Annotated in this window: 17 protein-coding genes; 7 read left to right on the top strand and 10 right to left on the bottom strand. The window is 72.9% G+C overall.

Annotated elements, in window-relative coordinates; translation table 11 throughout:
- Window positions 1-9: 9 nt before the first annotated feature.
- Window positions 10-306, bottom strand: coding sequence for a DUF4193 domain-containing protein (locus ACQP1P_RS08090; RefSeq protein WP_350622132.1), 297 nt, complete (start codon window positions 304-306; stop codon window positions 10-12).
- A 397-nt stretch (window positions 307-703) separates the two neighbouring features.
- Between ACQP1P_RS08090 and ACQP1P_RS08085 the strand changes: the two genes are divergently transcribed.
- On the top strand, window positions 704-1,237 hold the full coding sequence (locus tag ACQP1P_RS08085) for a LytR C-terminal domain-containing protein (RefSeq protein ID WP_433084589.1): 534 nt from the start codon (window positions 704-706) through the stop codon (window positions 1,235-1,237).
- A gap of 111 nt (window positions 1,238-1,348) precedes the next feature.
- Here ACQP1P_RS08085 and ACQP1P_RS08080 read toward each other — a convergent pair whose 3' ends face one another.
- Entirely contained in the window at window positions 1,349-2,146 is a 798-nt protein-coding gene (locus ACQP1P_RS08080; protein WP_433084587.1) for an inositol monophosphatase family protein, read from the bottom strand.
- 264 nt (window positions 2,147-2,410) lie between these two features.
- Here ACQP1P_RS08080 and ACQP1P_RS08075 point away from each other — a divergent pair, with 264 nt between their 5' ends.
- Window positions 2,411-4,096 carry an RNA polymerase sigma factor gene (locus ACQP1P_RS08075; protein WP_433084585.1) on the top strand — a complete coding sequence of 562 codons (1,686 nt, stop codon included), beginning with the start codon at window positions 2,411-2,413 and terminating at the stop codon, window positions 4,094-4,096.
- Window positions 4,097-4,400: 304 nt separating this feature from the next.
- Window positions 4,401-4,634 carry a DUF7455 domain-containing protein gene (locus ACQP1P_RS08070; RefSeq protein ID WP_350622164.1) on the top strand — a complete coding sequence of 78 codons (234 nt, stop codon included), beginning with the start codon at window positions 4,401-4,403 and terminating at the stop codon, window positions 4,632-4,634.
- Window positions 4,635-5,318: 684 nt separating this feature from the next.
- Here ACQP1P_RS08070 and ACQP1P_RS08065 read toward each other — a convergent pair.
- Together ACQP1P_RS08065 and ACQP1P_RS08060 are read right to left on the bottom strand one after the other, a co-directional pair.
- Window positions 5,319-7,043 carry a DEAD/DEAH box helicase gene (locus tag ACQP1P_RS08065; protein ID WP_433084583.1) on the bottom strand — a complete coding sequence of 575 codons (1,725 nt, stop codon included), beginning with the start codon at window positions 7,041-7,043 and terminating at the stop codon, window positions 5,319-5,321.
- Between the two features lie 256 nt (window positions 7,044-7,299).
- Complete coding sequence (locus ACQP1P_RS08060) at window positions 7,300-7,578, bottom strand: DUF3039 domain-containing protein (protein ID WP_350622123.1); 279 nt, start codon at window positions 7,576-7,578, stop codon at window positions 7,300-7,302.
- 159 nt (window positions 7,579-7,737) lie between these two features.
- On the opposite strand from ACQP1P_RS08060, the gene ACQP1P_RS08055 reads away from it, so the two are divergent.
- Together ACQP1P_RS08055 and ACQP1P_RS08050 are read left to right on the top strand one after the other, a co-directional pair.
- A complete protein-coding gene (locus ACQP1P_RS08055) occupies window positions 7,738-8,646 on the top strand; it encodes a pseudouridine-5'-phosphate glycosidase (protein ID WP_433084581.1) in 909 nt (302 codons plus the stop codon).
- Window positions 8,647-9,510, top strand: coding sequence for a carbohydrate kinase family protein (locus ACQP1P_RS08050; protein ID WP_433084579.1), 864 nt, complete (start codon window positions 8,647-8,649; stop codon window positions 9,508-9,510).
- On the opposite strand, the gene ACQP1P_RS08045 is transcribed toward ACQP1P_RS08050, so the two are convergent.
- The 6 genes from ACQP1P_RS08045 to ACQP1P_RS08020 are packed head-to-tail and all read right to left on the bottom strand — an operon-like array spanning window position 9,507 to window position 13,790.
- On the bottom strand, window positions 9,507-9,869 hold the full coding sequence (locus ACQP1P_RS08045) for a DUF3099 domain-containing protein (RefSeq protein WP_433084577.1): 363 nt from the start codon (window positions 9,867-9,869) through the stop codon (window positions 9,507-9,509). The two genes, ACQP1P_RS08050 and ACQP1P_RS08045, sit on opposite strands and share 4 nt — an antisense overlap.
- A 38-nt stretch (window positions 9,870-9,907) precedes the next feature.
- Complete coding sequence (mscL, locus tag ACQP1P_RS08040) at window positions 9,908-10,360, bottom strand: large conductance mechanosensitive channel protein MscL (RefSeq protein WP_433084575.1); 453 nt, start codon at window positions 10,358-10,360, stop codon at window positions 9,908-9,910.
- A gap of 56 nt (window positions 10,361-10,416) precedes the next feature.
- On the bottom strand, window positions 10,417-10,995 hold the full coding sequence (locus ACQP1P_RS08035) for an HhH-GPD-type base excision DNA repair protein (RefSeq protein ID WP_433084573.1): 579 nt from the start codon (window positions 10,993-10,995) through the stop codon (window positions 10,417-10,419).
- 14 nt (window positions 10,996-11,009) lie between these two features.
- Window positions 11,010-11,759 carry an ABC transporter permease gene (locus ACQP1P_RS08030; RefSeq protein ID WP_433084571.1) on the bottom strand — a complete coding sequence of 250 codons (750 nt, stop codon included), beginning with the start codon at window positions 11,757-11,759 and terminating at the stop codon, window positions 11,010-11,012.
- Window positions 11,744-12,700, bottom strand: coding sequence for an ATP-binding cassette domain-containing protein (locus tag ACQP1P_RS08025; protein ID WP_433084569.1), 957 nt, complete (start codon window positions 12,698-12,700; stop codon window positions 11,744-11,746). The genes ACQP1P_RS08030 and ACQP1P_RS08025 overlap by 16 nt, the downstream gene beginning before the upstream one ends.
- Before the next feature lie 40 nt (window positions 12,701-12,740).
- On the bottom strand, window positions 12,741-13,790 hold the full coding sequence (locus ACQP1P_RS08020; protein WP_433084567.1) for a thiamine pyrophosphate-dependent dehydrogenase E1 component subunit alpha: 1,050 nt from the start codon (window positions 13,788-13,790) through the stop codon (window positions 12,741-12,743).
- Window positions 13,791-13,902: 112 nt separating this feature from the next.
- Here ACQP1P_RS08020 and ACQP1P_RS08015 point away from each other — a divergent pair, with 112 nt between their 5' ends.
- Together ACQP1P_RS08015 and ACQP1P_RS08010 are read left to right on the top strand one after the other, a co-directional pair.
- Entirely contained in the window at window positions 13,903-14,382 is a 480-nt protein-coding gene (locus ACQP1P_RS08015; RefSeq protein ID WP_433084565.1) for a toxin-antitoxin system HicB family antitoxin, read from the top strand.
- A 118-nt stretch (window positions 14,383-14,500) separates the two neighbouring features.
- Window positions 14,501-16,039: a glycosyltransferase 87 family protein gene (locus ACQP1P_RS08010; protein WP_433084563.1), complete on the top strand. Its 1,539-nt coding sequence runs from the start codon at window positions 14,501-14,503 to the stop codon at window positions 16,037-16,039.
- The last annotated feature ends 120 nt before the right edge of the window (window positions 16,040-16,159 follow it).

Raw genomic sequence — 16,159 nt, 5'->3', positions numbered from 1 at the left:
TGAGCACGGTCACGCACACTCGCGGCAGATCAGCTCCCCGTTGCGCTCGGTCGCGAGCTGGCTGCGGTGGTGCACCAGGAAGCACCGCGAGCAGCGGAACTCGTCGGACTGCATCGGCAGGACCTTCACCGTCAGGTCCTCGTCAGCGAGGTCGCCACCCGGCAGCTCGAAGTTCTCGGAGAGGTCGGTCTCGTCGACATCGACGGTCGCGGACTGCGCATCGGTGCGGCGGGACTTGAGCTCCTCGAGGCTGTCCTCGCCGAGGTCGACCTCGTCGCGACGTGGCGCGTCGTAGTCGGTGGCCATCGGTGTTCACACTCCCAATTTCATGTCGCCGGGCTGGTAGGGCGCCCGAAGCGACGTCGTATTCAACGTCCAAGGGCGGCGTACCTTACCGCTCTTGTGCGCTAGTTGTACGCCCGCTCGCGGAAAGTTGTTCCCACTGTGACCGAGGCGACACAACGATCATGCCTCGCGCGGGTCGGGCGCGACCGCAACCCCGCCCCGCGGCGATGGAACGATACCTTCCGCCGCTGCGTCCCGCGGGGAGTCGTACCGCATCGGCGAGGAGGAACTTTGTGGTATGTCCGGTGGGGACTTCAGCGCTTCCGCGGCCCAGGCGCTAACCTCTCCGGCAGCCAGAGCGTCTTCTCTGGTGACAGCACAGAGCGGGCGCGGGGAGCGAGCCATGAGTTTTGCGCGGGTGAGAGCACTCGCGGTGGTCGGCGTCCTCATCGTCGCCGCGGCGGTGTTCGTGATCGTCGCCGTCGTCAAGGATCATCAGACCGGCGCCGCCGGTGACGCCAAGAAGTGCGCCGAGGGCTCCGTGATCGCCGACGCGAAGCTGCCCACGCAGGAGGACGTGAAGGTCACCATCTACAACGCGACCAACCGGCCCGGCGCGGCCTCCGACGTCGCGAACGACTTCCTGAGCCGCCGGTTCAAGGAGGCGAAGGTGGTCACCGCCGCGCCCAACCCGCCGGCCAACAAGCCCAACGACGTCGTGGCCATCATCCGCTTCGGCCCGGCGACGGTCGGCGCGGCCTGGCTCGTGCGGGCGTACTTCCTGGACCAGGCCCGCCCCGAGTTCGACAAGGCGCGCCAGGACGACAAGGTCGAGATCATCCTCGGCGGGAAGTTCCGGCAGCTGCCGACGACGACCGAGGTCAACCAGGCCATCGCGGCGCTGGGCAACCCGGAGCTGCCCGAGGGCACCTGCGCCAAGGACGAGGGCTGAGGTACCAGTACGGTCACGGTTTCCTCAGGGCCTCGCCGAGCCGTGGAGCCGGGCGGCCGAGCCGTAAAGCCGGGAGCCGTACGGCTCCCGGCCATGACGCCGACGGCTTCGTCACGGGCCCCCGGACGCGTCCAGGTCGCTGAGGAGCCGGTGCAGCCGCGGGTGCAGGGCCGGCGGCGCGGCGATGACCATGTCGGCGCCGGGCGGGTTGCCGTCCAGCCCGGTCACCAGCGCGCCCGCTTCGGCCGCGACGAGCCCGCCGGCCGCGCGGTCCCAGGGGTTGAGGCCCTTCTCGTAGTACGCGTCCAGGACCCCCTCCGCGACCAGGCACAGGTCGAGCGAGGCGGCCCCGAGCCGGCGGATGTCGCGGATGTGCCCGATCAGCCCGGCCAGCACGCGGGCCTGGTGCAGCCGGCGCTCGGCCGCGTAGCCGAACCCGGTGCCGACGAGGGCCTGGCCGAGCTCGGTCTCCCCGGAGACCCGCAACCGCCGCCCGTCGCGGAAGGCGCCCCCGCCCAGGGTCGCGGTCCACTCGCGGCCGGTCGCGGCGTTGCGCACCACCCCGGCCACGACCACCCCGTCGACCTCCGCCGCCAGCGACACCGCGTACTGCGGCAGGTCGTAGAGGTAGTTCACGGTCCCGTCGATCGGATCGAGGATCCAGCGCACGGCGGAGCGGGCCTGGCCGCCGCCGTACTCCTCCCCGAGCACGGCGTCGTCCGGGCGTGCCTTGTGCAGCTCGTCGCGCACGTGCTGCTCGACCGCGCGATCGGCCGCGGTCACCACATCGGTCGCGGTCGACTTGGTCGCGGCGACGTCGACACCCTCGGCTCGCATGCGGTTGGCCAGGTCGCCCGCGGAACGGGCGACGGAGACGGCGAGGGCCAGAAGTTCGGCCGGTTGGTCCATGGTCACCATCCTGGCAAAGCCCGGGAAGGCACCGCGCAGCCCATCCGTTCGGTCACAAGACGCGCGTCCCGCCCCTCAAGAGGGGATGTTGGGGCGAGAGAGCGTTACAATTCACGCGCTGCCCGCTGTCGTTCGTGAATCCGCCCGGAGCCACGACCCACACGGGCGCCACCAAACCAGCAACCCGGCCACTCAGCACGGCCGCGCCGTGCGCGAACCCGGCCGCACCGGCCGTCGCTCGCTCATCGCACCGGAAGGTCGTTCGTGACAGCAGCTCACCAGCCCAGCGTTGACGTACGTTCCCTCGCCGACACGCTGATCGCGCGTGCCGCCGCCAACGGCGGGCACCTGACGTCGGCGGAGGTCGCGCAGGCGGTCGACACCGCAGACGTAACCCCGGCGCACGCCAAGAAGCTGCTGAGGAGCCTGGCCGAGGCGGGCGTGACCGTCGTGGTCGACGACTCCGCCCACAGCCGCCGCCGCGTCGCCGCCGCCCGCTCCGCCACTCCCGCGTCCAAGGCGGCCACCGCCAAGGCCGCGCCGGCCCGCAAGGCAGCACCCGTTGCCAAGCCGCTCACAGCCGTCGAATCCGCTTCGCCGGAGCCGGCGGCGGCGAAGAAGGTCCCCGTGAAGAAGGCCGCGCCATCGGCGCCCACCGCATCCGCAGCGGCTGCCGCCGCGCCCGCCGCTGCCGCGGCCACGGCGCCGGCGAAGAAGGCCGCACCGGCCAAGAAGGCGGCGAAGAAGGCCGCCCCGGCGAAGGCCGCCCCGGGCGGCAAGGCGGCGCCCGGCACCGCCGCCGACCCGGCGAACCCGACCGGCACGCCGGGCGAGGGTGAGCCGGAGCTCGAGGAGATCGACGACGCGGCCCTGGCCGCCGAGATCGAGGACGTCGTCGTCGACGAGCCGGTCGAGGAGACCCAGGCCGCCGAGGCCGACGCGGAGGCGACCGCCACCGACGACGACTTCGCGTGGGACGACGACGAGTCCGAGGCGCTCAAGCAGGCCCGGCGCGACGCCGAGCTCACCGCCTCGGCCGACTCGGTCCGCGCCTACCTCAAGCAGATCGGCAAGGTTCCGCTGCTCAACGCGGAGCAGGAGGTCGAGCTGGCCAAGCGCATCGAGGCCGGGCTCTACGCGGCCGAGCGCCTGCGCGCGGCCGAGGACGCCGGCGAGCCGATGCAGATGCCGGGCCGCCGCGACTTCCTGTGGATCTCGCGCGACGGCGAGCGGGCCAAGAACCACCTGCTCGAGGCCAACCTGCGCCTGGTCGTGTCGCTCGCCAAGCGGTACACCGGCCGTGGCATGGCCTTCCTGGACCTCATCCAGGAGGGCAACCTCGGCCTCATCCGCGCCGTCGAGAAGTTCGACTACACCAAGGGCTACAAGTTCTCCACCTACGCCACCTGGTGGATCCGCCAGGCCATCACCCGCGCCATGGCCGACCAGGCCCGCACCATCCGCATCCCGGTGCACATGGTCGAGGTCATCAACAAGCTCGGCCGCATCCAGCGCGAGCTGCTCCAGGACCTGGGCCGCGAGCCCACCCCGGAGGAGCTGGCCAAGGAAATGGACATCACGCCGGAGAAGGTGCTGGAGATCCAGCAGTACGCGCGTGAGCCCATCTCCCTCGACCAGACCATCGGCGACGAGGGCGACAGCCAGCTCGGCGACTTCATCGAGGACTCCGAGGCGGTCGTGGCCGTCGACGCGGTCTCCTTCTCGCTGCTGCAGGACCAGCTCCAGCAGGTGCTGCAGACCCTGTCCGAGCGCGAGGCGGGCGTCGTCCGGCTGCGCTTCGGCCTCACCGACGGCCAGCCGCGCACCCTGGACGAGATCGGCCAGGTCTACGGCGTGACCCGCGAGCGCATCCGGCAGATCGAGTCCAAGACGATGTCGAAGCTGCGCCACCCGTCGCGTTCCCAGGTTCTGCGGGACTACTTGGACTGAACGATCGTTTTCGCTCTGCGCGAACCGGGCCGTCCCGAAAGGGGCGGCCCGGGTGTGTTTCGGGTCACCGCGGGCATTACAGACCCGTGGCGGCGCGCCAACCCACTTGTGATCGCAAGCCTGGCGCGATAGGAAGCACGTAGCGGGTATTCGGTTCCTGGCTGGACCGGCCCCGCGAAGTACGACGCAAATGTGACATCGGTCCCGCCGATAAAGTGGGAACGAGTTCGAGCACGACGGTGTTGAACCATCTGTGGAACGACGCAAGGAAGCGTTCGTCGGTGACGATCAGAGGAGGAAGGCGATGACCCCGACCCTCACGCCGCCGCCGGAGACGGCGGCGCCCCCCGCCGCCGAGGAACGGTGCGACCGCTGCAACGCGGCAGGGAAACTTCGAGTTCGGCTCGCCGAAGGCGGCGATCTGATCTTCTGTGGACATCACGCCAACAAGTACGCCGACCAGCTGGTCAAGATCGCTGTCGAGTACGCCGTAGCCCCGGACTTCTCGTGGCGCGGCTCCGAACTCTCGGCCGGCTGAGACCAATACGCCTGACCGCAGGGCGACCCTCCGGGGTCCCCTGCGGTCTTTTTTGTGCCCGGATGCGCGGGCGGCGCGATATGTCGGGCGCTGGCGCGCCACGACATATCGGATTTATACCCTGACAGGCGATAAATACGTTTGGTCCGATTATGTGGCCACCGGGCAGGCACGGAGCCATCGAGCACCCGCCCACACGGCTCAGAGCGGGTTCACGCCCACCGGACATGCGCGCGGCGATCGAGCACCCGCCCACACGGCGGTCGAGCACCGCGCACGCGGCTCCAGAGCGGGTGCACGCCCACCGGAGACATGCGCGCGGCCGTCGAGCACCCGCCCACACGGCCCAGGAGCGGGTTCGCGCCCACCGGACACGCGCGCGACCCCTGGGCACCTGCTCTCAGGACCTCAGGCCAGGCCGCGACCGCCGGGCACACCGCGAAGCCCCGCAGGCGCCACCTGCATCGGGCCGAGCGCCGACGCCACCAAGGCCATCCTCGCGACCCGTCGACCGCAACGCACGCCGGCACGGGCCACACGAACCACCAGCCGCGGCGATCAACGCACGACGACCGCGCGAAACCCGCGACCCCTCAGCACACGCGCCAGAGCCGCGCTGGAGCGACTTGACGGTCACGGCAGACAAGAAGCCGGGATGGGTCCGGCAGGGACTCTCCGAGCGCCTCAGAGGGTCTGGATGGTAGCGATCCGCTCCTCGAGCTGCTCGATCGTCGCCTGGGCGCTCGGCGGCCCCCCGCACAGCCGGCGCAGCTCCGCGTGGATCTTGCCGTGCGGGAGGCCGGTGCGGTGGTGGTGGGCCGCGACCAGGGTGTTGAGCTGGCGGCGCAGGACGATGCGCTTCTCGCCGGCCGTACGCGGCTGAGCCGGGATCTCCGGCGCGGCCGCAGATGTGGGGGCCGCGGCGGAGCGGCGCTTCTCGGCCGCCATCTGCTCCGCCTGGCGCTTGTTCAGCAGCGCGGTGACCTGGTCGGGGGTGAGCAGCCCGGGCAGCCCGAGGTACTCCTCCTCCTCCGCGGTCCCGGTCGCCGCCGGCATGCCGAAGGTCGCGCCGTCGAAGATGATCTGGTCCAGCTCCGCGGTGGCGCCCAGGGCCTCGAAGGTGCCCTCCAGCTCGCCGCTGGCCTTCTCCTCGCGGTTGGCCCGCTCCATCTCGTCGTCGTCGTAGCCGTCCTTGGTCTTGGGCTCGCCGAGGACGTGGTTGCGCTGGGCCTCCATCTCGCTGGCCAGCTCCAGCAGGTGCGGGACGCTCGGCACGAAGACGGTCGCCGTCTCGCCGGGGCGGCGCGCGCGCACGAAACGGCCGATGGCCTGGGCGAAGAACAGCGGGGTGGAGGCGCTGGTGGCGTACACGCCCACGGCGAGCCGCGGAATGTCCACCCCCTCGGACACCATGCGCACCGCGACCATCCACTTCTCCTGCGACGCGGAGAACGCGGCGATGCGGCCCGACGCCCCCACGTCGTCGGAGAGCACGACGACGGCCTTCTCGCCCGTGAGCTCGCCGAGCGCCTTGGCGTACGCGCGCGCGTTCTGCTGGTCGCTGGCGATCACGAGGCCGCCCGCGTCCGGCATGCCCCCGGCGCGCAGCCGGTCGAGGCGTGCGTCGGCGGCCCGCAGGACCTGCGGCATCCAGTCGCCCTTGGGGTCCAGGGCCGTGCGCCAGGCCTGGGAGATGAGGTCCTGCGTCATCGGCTCGCCGAGCCGGGCGGACAGCTCGTCGCCGGCGGAGGTGCGCCAGCGCGTCTCCCCGGAGTACGCCAGGAAGATCACCGGGCGCACGACGCCGTCTCGGAGGGCGTCGGAGTAGCCGTACACGGTGTCGGAGCGCGATCGCTGGATGCCGTCGGGCCCGCGCTCGTACTCGACGAACGGGATCGGGTTCTCGTCGGAGCGAAACGGCGTGCCGGTGAGCATCAGGCGCCGCACGGCGGGCTCGAACGCCGCCTTGACCCCGTCGCCCCAGGACTTCGAGTCCCCGGCGTGGTGGATCTCGTCCAGCACCACGAGGGTCTTTCGCGTCACGGTGCGCCGCTTGTGTACGGCAGGAGCGATCCCCACCTGCGCGTAGGTCACCACGGTGCCGTGGAAGTCGCTCGACGTGTGCACGTCGGAGTTGCGGAACCCGGCGTCGAGGTCGATCCCGACCCGCGCGGCCGCCTGCGCCCACTGGGTCTTGAGGTGCTCGGTGGGCGTGACCACGGTCAGGTTGTCGATGGTGCCGTCGCCGAACAGCTCCAGCGCCACGCGCAGCGCGAACGTGGTCTTCCCGGCCCCGGGCGTGGCGACCGCGAGGAAGTCCTCGCGCTTGCCCCGCAGATACTCCATGAGCGCCTTGCGCTGCCACACCCGAAGCGACTGACCCTGCTGCACCACCGGACGCGGCGGCATGCGGCACCCCTCCCCGATACGGACCTCACGCCCCGGACACTCCCCCGGGCGACCTTGCACCGTCCTGCCCACGCCGCGGCGGCGCCGGGCCACGGACGACCGGCGCGGCGATGCACCCAGCGGGAGGGGAACAACCCGGTGCACCCAGCCAGGCGCATGAACAGGCGCATGAAAACGCCCTCGCGTCAGCGCGGACCGCGAAGGCGTTGACAGCCTAGCGGGCATCGGCCGGCGATGCGCCGAACCGAGCCGAACGTCACGAACTCGGGTCGTCGTTCTGCACGACGTTCTCGTAGATGTCCTTGCACACCGGGCACACCGGGAACCGGCTCGGGTCGCGCGAGGGCACCCAGAGCTTCCCGCAGAGCGCCCGCACCGGCGTGCCCTCGATCATGGCCTGCATGATCTTGTCCTTCGGCGCGTAGTGCGAGAACTTCTCGTGGTCGCCGGCGTCGTAGCGGTAATCGGTGCTGGTCTGCTCGTCGACGCGCTCGTCGGTGAGAGTCCCGCCACCGTTCTCGGGAGTGGTCGTCACAACCCCCAGTCTGCCAGGCCCGCCCGGAATAAGCCCGCATCGCGCTCGCCCTGTGGACAACCCACCCGCGGCGGCCGGGTGGGCGGCGGCGCGCGGGAGGGACGAAAGGGGCGAACGAGCACGGGAAATGCCGGGAAGCGCGGCGGCTATCGTGAGCTGGTGATCAACCATGCCATCCGGTTCGGGAGCGAGGTCGACGGCGCCCGCCGCAGCGGTGCGCCCATCGTCGCGCTCGAAAGCACCATCATCTCGCACGGGCTCCCGCGGCCGGCCAACCTCACCGTCGCCAAGGAGATCGAGGCCACCGTCCGGGCGGCCGGGGCCGTACCGGCCACGATCGGGATGATCGGCGGCGAGATCGTCGTCGGGCTGTCCGAGGACGAGATCCGGCACCTGGCCGAGCGCGACGACGTGGTCAAGCTGTCGGTGCGCGACCTCGCCCCGGCCGCCGCCGCCCGGGCCGACGGGGCCACGACCGTCGCGGCCACCTCGGCGATCGCCGTACGCGCCGGGATCTCGGTGTTCGCGACCGGCGGGCTCGGGGGCGTGCACCGGGGCGCCGCCGCGACCTTCGACGAGTCCGCGGACCTGACCGCCCTGTCGCGGCTGCCGATCGCGATCGTCTGCGCGGGCGTGAAGTCGATCCTCGACGTGGGCGCCACGCTCGAGCGCCTCGAGACGCTCGGCGTCGGGGTGGTCGGCTACGGGACCCGTCGCTTCCCTGGGTTCTACCTCACCGACGCCGGGTTCGACCTGGACTGGTCGGCCGGCGACCCCGGGGCCGTCGCCGAGATCATCCGGGCCGCTCGCGGGCACGACGTGCACCGCGGGGCGCTGGTCGTGGCCAACCCGCTGCCCGCCGACGAGCAGCTGGACCCCGCGCTGCACGACCGGGTGCTGGCCGAGGGGCTGGCCGGGCTCGAGCGGGAGGGCGTCACGGGCAAGGACGTCACGCCGTACCTCCTGTCGCACTTCCACACCGCGACCGAGGGCAGGAGCCTCGACGTCAACGTGCGCATCATCCTGCGCAACGCGGAGCTGGCGGCCCGCATCGCCGCCGCGATCTAGATGACGGTCCTCGTCATCGGTGACGTGGTCACCGACATCCTCACCGTGCACGAGGGGCCGCTCGCCATCGGCTCGGACACCGTCGCCGCGGTGCGCATCGCCGGCGGCGGGTCGGCCGCGAACACCGCGGTCTGGCTCGCCGCCGCCGGCTGCCCGGTCGCGTTCGCGGGGGTCGCGGGGCTCGACGAGCCCGGGGACGCGCGCGTCGCCGAGCTCGACGAGGCCGGGGTGACCACCAGCGTGCGCCGGGTGCCGGGGGTGGCCACGGGCACCGTGGTGGTGCTGACCTCCGACGCCGAGCGCACGATGTTCACCGACCGGGGGGCCAACCGGCTGCTGGAGCGGGCCGACGTGGAGCGGGCGCTCGCGCTGCCCGGCCTGCGCCACCTGCACCTGTCGGCCTACGTGCTCTTCGACGCCGACTGCGCGCCGGCCGGGCGGTTCGCGCTGGCCGAGGCCCGCCGCCGGGGGCTGACCACGAGCCTCGACGCGGCGTCCGCGGCCCCGCTGCGGGAGCGTGGCGGGGCCGGCTTCCTGGCCGCGGTACCGCGCCCGAACCTGCTGTTCGCCAACCGCGACGAGGCCGGGGTCCTCGGCTCGGACGAGCCAGCGGATCTCCTCGCCCACGCGGACGGCGTGGTGGTGAAGTCGGGCGCGGCCGGCGCGGCGTGGGCGGACGCGGACGGCACCGTGCGGGCGCCGGGCAGGCGGCTCGTCGACGTCGTGGACCCGACGGGGGCCGGCGACGCGTTCGCGGCCGGCTTCCTCACGGCGTGGCTGGCGGGGCAGGGTCCGCGGGCAGCGCTCGAGGCGGGCAACGAGCTGGGCGCCCGGGCGGTCACCCGGCTCGGAGCGCGGCCTTAGCCGTTCGGTTCCGAGTCGGCGTCGATGACCTTGTGCTCGCGTTCGGTCAGCGCGTGCGCCGGGTCCGGGTGCGAGGTCGGCCGCCGCTTGAAGCGGTTGCGGAAGCGGTTCTCGGGACGTACGGGAGCGTCGTTGGCGAGCAGGACCGCGATCATCGGCAGGAAGACCCCGCCGGCGACGCACAGCGAGAGCCACAGCCACAGCAGCGGCGGGCGGGTCGCCACCAGGATGGCGGCGACCACGACGCACGCGGCGCGCAGGAGCATCATCAGCACGTAGCGGACCTCACGGGCGCGAAGCTCCTGCTCGGGGCTGCGCGCCGCGTCGGTGATCAGCTGTGGGCGATCCCTGCGGGCCATTGGTTCGAGTCTGCCACGTACGTGTGGCAGACGTCGCATCAGATGTCGGTGGGCTTGACCGGCGCGCCGGGGCTCACCGCGCCGCCGACCGTGGCCTGGTCGCGCTCGGTGGTGCCGGTGGCCAGCAGGTCGCGGATCTCGGTGAGGAGCCGGATCTCGTCGCTGGGCGCCGCGGGCTCGGGCGCGAGGCCCCGCTTGCGCCGCTCGGCGAGCTTGTTCATGGGCAGTACGACCAGGAAGTACACGGTGGCGGCGGTCAGCAGGAACGTGATGACCGCGTTGACGAAGCTGGGCCAGGCGAGCACCTGCTCACCGATCTTCAGGCCCTGCCTGTCGTCGACGCCGATGCCGCCGGTCAGGCTGATCAGCGGCTTGAGGAAGCCGTCCGTGAACGCGGTGACGACGTTGTTGAACGCGGCGCCGATGACGACGGCCACGGCCAGCTCGATGACGTTGCCACGAGAGATGAAGTCCCGGAATCCCTTGAGCACGGATGCACCTTACGGCCGGTCGGCCCCATCCGCATCCGTTGCCGCGCTACATCTGCCTAGTTCCCTTTGGCCGCCTTCGCCTCGGCCTTGACCTGCTTCTTGTACTCGCGCACCTTCGCCAGCGACGGCCCGTCCACGATGTCGGCGACGGAGCGGTGCGAGCCCTCCTCGCCGTACCCGCCCGCGGCCGCGCGCCAGCCGTCGGGCTCCACGCCGTACTGCTTGCCGAGCAGCGCCACGAAGATCTGCGCCTTCTGCTTGCCGAACCCGGGCAGCCCCTGCACCCGGCGCAGCAGCTCCCCGCCGTCCGCGACGCCGTCCCACAACCCGGCCGGGTCGCCGTCGTAGCGCTCGGCGAGCGCGCGGCACACCTCCTGCACCCGCGCGGCCATCGCCTTGGGGAAGCGGTGCAGCGCCGGCGGCGTGGCGAAGATCGCGATCAGCGCCTCGGGGTCGAACTCGGCCAGTTCGTGCGCGGTGGGCTCGTGCCCGAGGCGCTGGGCGAGCACGTACGGCGAGGAGAACGCCTTCTCGAGCGGGATCTGCTGGTCGAGCGTCATGCCGACCAGCAGCGCGAGGGGGCTGCGGGTGAGGTACTCGTTCGCGGCGTCGTCGATCGGCAGCGTGATGGCCATGCGCACATCCTGCCTCACCGCGGGGTGGGTGGACGCGTGAAGCGCGCCCGGGCCCACAGGTATCCGGCCAGGGCCATCGCCACCGACCAGCCGATCGCCCACCAGAGGGACCCGCCGATCGGGGTGCCGTCCAGCGCGCCCCGCAGCGTCTCGATGATCGGCGTGTACGGCTGGTGCTCCGTGAAGGCCCGCACGCCCGGCGACATCCGCGCCGTGGGCGAGAACGCGCTGCTCAGGATCGGCAGCAGGGTCACCGGCAGGGCCGCGTAGCTCGCGGCCACCGCGGTGCGCGCGGACAGGCCCATCGCCGTGGTCAGCCAGGCCGCGGCGAACGCGGCCAGGGCCACGATCAGGGCCACGAGCAGCCAGCCGGTGAGCCCGGCGTGCGGGCGGTAGCCCAGCAGCACGGTCAGGCCGAGGATGATCGCCACGCACAGCAGCGTGCGCAGCACTGTGCCCAGGACGCGGCCGGTCAGCACCGCCGCGCGGGAGATGCCCATCGTGCGGAACCGGTTGATGATGCCCTCGTGCATGTCCGTGGCCACGGCGACGGCGGTCTGCCCGACGCTGTAGCCGATGCAGAGCACGAGGATGCCCGGCACCACGTAGCCGAGGTAGTCCTGGCCGAGGTCGGTGGCGGCGCCGAAGATGTAGACGAACATGAGCAGCATCAGGATCGGGGCGACCAGGGCGCCGAACATGGTGGACGGGTTGCGGCGGTTGTGCAGCAGGTCGCGCCGCAGCATGGTCAGGGCGTCGCGCATCGCACCGGCTCCTTCGCGGCGGCGTGACCGGTCAGGGCGAGGAACACGTCGTCCAGGTCCGGGGTGTGCACGCTCAGCGTGTCGGGCTCGACCCCGCCGGACTCGAGGCGGCCCAGCAGGGCGCGCAGGTCCGCGGCGGTACCGTCCCCCGGCACCCGCAGCGCGAGCGCCTCCTGGTCCGGGGTCGCCGCGGGCAGCAGGGCGGCCGCGGCGGCGAGCGGCTCCGGGGCGGTGAAGCCGAGCCGGACGTGCGCGCCGGGGACGCGGCGCTTGAGCTCGTCGGGGCGGCCCTCGGCGACGATCCGGCCCCGGTCGAGCACGGCGACGCGCCCGGCGAGCTGGTCGGCCTCGTCCAGGTACTGCGTGGTCAGGAAGATCGTCACCCCGCCCGCCGCGAGCTCGCGCACCAGCTCCCACACGGTGCGGCGGCTGCGCGGGTCCAGGCCGGTCGTCGGCTCGTCCAGGAAGATCACGCGCGGCTCGCCGACCAGCGTCATGGCGAGGTCGAGGCGGCGCTTCATGCCGCCGGAGTACGTCAGCGGCGTGCGCCGGGCCGCCTCGGTGAGCTCGAAGCGCTCCAGCAGCTGCGCCGCGCGCCGCCGGCCGGCCCGCCGCGGCAGGTGCAGCAGGTCGGCCACGAGCCGCAGGTTCTCCTCGCCGGTGAGCAGGTTGTCCACGGCGGAGAACTGGCCGGTGACGCCGATCGCGGCCCGCACCTTCGCGGCCTCGGTGAGCAGGTCGTGCCCGGCCACGGTGGCGCCACCCGCGTCCGGCGGGATCAGCGTGGCCAGGATGTGCACCATCGTGGTCTTGCCGGCGCCGTTGGGGCCGAGCAGCGCGAAGATGGCGCCGGCCGGGACGGCGAGGTCGATGCCGTCGAGGACGACCCGATCGCCGTAGGACTTGCGCAGCCCGGAGACCGTGATGCCCGAGTCAGTCATGGCATCACTATGGCACCATCTATGGCGCCATTTCAAGGCATCATGGCGCCAAGGTTCTCCGGTAGGCGTCCATCCACTCGCGCTGGGCCCGCACCAGCGCGATCTCCTCGTGCAGCACGTGCGCGAACATGTCCCCGACGTGCGGCTCCGGCATCGACAGGCAGGCCTCGCGGGTCTCGGCGGCGAGCGCGTCGGACTCCGCGGCCAGGGCCGCGAACCAGTCGTCGCCGGCCCAGCCGCGCTCGCGCACGAGCCGTTCGAGGCGGGCGATCGGGTCCCGCCGGCGCCACAGCTGCACCTCGGCGTCGGAGCGGTACCGGCGCGGGTCGTCGGAGGTGCTGTGGCCGGCCATGCGGTACGTCATCGCCTCGATGAGCACCGGCGGCCCGCCGCGGCGCACCGACTCGGCGGCCCGGGCGGTCACCGCGTGCACCGCGAGCACGTCGTTGCCGTCGACGTGGAACGACTCGAGGCCGAAGCCGACCGCCCGCCGGTGCAGCGGGGCGCCCATCTGGCGGCCGACCGCGGTGGAGATCGCCCACTGGTTGTTCTGGCAGAAGAACACGATCGGGGCGTTCACGACCGCCGACCAGTTCAGCGCCTCGTTCACGTCGCCCTGGCTGCTGGCGCCGTCGCCGAAGTACGCGAGCACCACCTCGTCGGAGCCGTCCATCCGTACGCCGGCCGCGTACCCCGTCGCGTGCAGCGCCTGCGTGCCCAGGACGAGGCTGTAGATGTGGAAGCGGTACCGCCGCGGGTCCCATCCCGAGTGCGCCACCCCGCGCCACTGGGCCATCAGCTCGGCCGGGGTGATGCCGCGGCAGCGGGCGGCGGCCTGCTCGCGGTAGCTGGGGAACACGTAGTCGGCCGGGTCGAGGGCCCGCACCGAGCCGACCTGGGCCGCCTCCTGACCGAGCGCCATGAGCCACAGCCCGAGCTCGCCCTGGCGCTGCAGCGCGTGCGCCTCCTCGTCGAACCGGCGCGCCAGCACCATGTCCCGCAGCAGGTCGCGGCAGAGCTGGGGGGTCACGTCGAGCGGTGCTTCGGGGTCCGACCGCAGCGTCCCGTCGGGCGCCAGCAACTGGATCATGTGCGTCTCCCGTGGATGGCCTGGGGGTGCCACTGCCCATCCTGCCGTGCCCGGGCCGGTCTGGCGCCGATGGCGCCATGGAATTTGCCATAGTTGCGCGATACTGGCGGGCATGGACCTGACCCGCTACGTCGACGGCCTGCGCGCCGAGCTGCTCGCGGCCGCGGGTCCCGAGGAGGCCGCGCTGGCCGAGCGGCTCGCCGCCGCGGTGGCCTCGGCGACCCGGCTGGCCATGTTCGACGTGCTGTCGGACGCGGCCGACGAGATCACCCGCGACCTGGCCCCCGGCTCCGTCGAGGTGCGGGTGCGCGACCGCAACCCGTACTTCGTGGTCACCGCCCCGGACGGTGAGCCCGCGCCGCCGCCGGCGCCCGCGAGCGCGCCCGAGCCGTCGCCGGAGGGCCCCGTGGGCCGGATCAACTTCCGCCCGCCGGAGCAGCTCAAGCAGCGCATCGAGGAGGCGGCCGCGCGCGATGGCCTGTCGGTCAACGCGTGGCTGACCCGCACCCTGTCCGCGGTCGTCGCCGGCGACCCCGGGCCGGCGCCCGCCCCGCGCGCCTCGAAGGGCACGTTCGTCGGCTGGATCGGCTAGGCCCCATCTGGACCCCGGTCTGGGGCCCGGTCTGGGGCCCGGTCTGGGGCCCGGTCTGGGGCCCGGTCTGGGGCCCGGTCTGCGGCCCCGTCTGGACAGGCGTTCCTACCCTGGGCCGATGTCGCAGCGCGGGGTGGCCGGCCTCTGGTCGGTGTTCGGGATCGCCGCGGTCGTCTCGGCCGCGCTCGTCTGGCTGCGCCCCGCCGGCCAGCGCCTCTCCGACCTGCACATCTACTACGGCGCGGCCCAGGCGGTGGGCGAGGGCCGGCCGCTCTACGACTACGTCGCGCAGAACGGTGGCCCGTTCACCTACCCGCCGTTCGCGGTGCTGCTGTTCCGGCCCCTCACGCTGCTGCCCGAGACCGCCCTGCAGGTCGCCTGGCCGGCCCTGACCTGCGCGGCCGTCGTCGCCCTGGCCGTGGCGGTCGGCCGGGGGCTGTCCGCGTCCCGCCTCGCCGTGGCGGCCATCGCCTGTGGCCTGCTCGTGTCCGCGCCCGTGCAGAGCAACCTGCGCTTCGGTCAGGTGAGCATCTTCATCGTGCTGCTGGCGCTGGTCGACGCCATGGGTCTGGTGCCGCGGCGGTACCGCGGGGTGCTCGTCGGCCTCGCCGCCGCGATCAAGCTCACCCCGCTGCTCTTCGTCGTGTACTTCCTCGTGACCGGCCGGTGGCGGGACGCCGCCCGGGCGCTGGGCGCGTTCGCGGCGGCCGCGGCCCTCGGCGCCCTGCTGCTCCCGGGCGACAGCCTGCGCTACTGGACCGGCACGATGCTGCAGACGTCGCGCATCGGCGACCTCGCGTCGCTGGGCAACCAGTCGGTGCAGGGCATGCTCATGCGGGCCGGCCTCTCCCCCGCCACGCTGCCGCTGGTCTGGGCCGTGCTCATCGCCGCCGTGGGCGCCGCGGCGCTGTGGCGGGCGCGGACGCTGGACGCGCACGGGGAGCGGGTGCGCGCGGCGGTGCTCGTCGGCTGCGCGACGGTCGCGGCCTCGCCGGTGTCGTGGACGCACCACCAGGTGTGGACGGTGCTCGCGGCGATGCTGCTCGTGGCGGCCGAGGGCGCCTGGCGGCGGGCGGCCGGGGTCGTGCTCCTGCTCGTCATGACGCTGTCGCTGGGCGTGGTGCTGCGGGGGCTCTCGCCGTACACCGGATGGCAGTTCCTGCTCGAGAACGCCCGCAGTCTCGGCGTCGTGACCGTCTGCCTCGCGGGCTTCGGCGGCGCCGTGGTCACCGTGCGGCGGCGGGCCTGGCCGCGGCCGGTGGCCGCGGTGGCGGCCGGGCTGGTGGTGCTGGCCCTGACGCCGCTGCCGGCCGGGGCGGACCCGACGTTCAAGGCGTACACCGCGGCCGACCTCGCCAACCCGCGGTACTTCTACTACACCCCGGCCGGCGCCCGCCTCGGCCGCCCCGTCGACTTCCAGGTCCGCCGCGAGAAGACCAAGACCCGCGTCAACGGCGTCGTGGCCGGCGGGGTGGCCGCGCTGCGCTGGTCCTCGGCCCCGGGCGGCGCGCCCCGCACGATCCCGCTGCTGACCTCGGCGGCGGGGGCGCGGGCCTTCTCGTTCCGCAGCGCCAGCCTGGCCCACGGCCGGCTCGACGCCCTCGCCCCCGACGGCGCCGTCCTGGCGACGTTCACCTCGTTCACGCCCGAGACCTAGGCTCGACACCCTCGCCCCCGACCGCACCGTCCCTGGCGACGTTCACCTCGTTCACGCCCGGGCCCTGGGCTCGACGCCCTCGCCCCCGACGACACCGTCCTGGCGACGTTCACCTCGTTC

This window comes from Dactylosporangium sp. CA-052675, from assembly GCF_050947935.1.
In the GTDB taxonomy this organism is placed as follows: Bacteria; Actinomycetota; Actinomycetes; order Mycobacteriales; family Micromonosporaceae; genus Dactylosporangium.
This window is presented reverse-complemented; position numbering and strand designations above follow the sequence as displayed.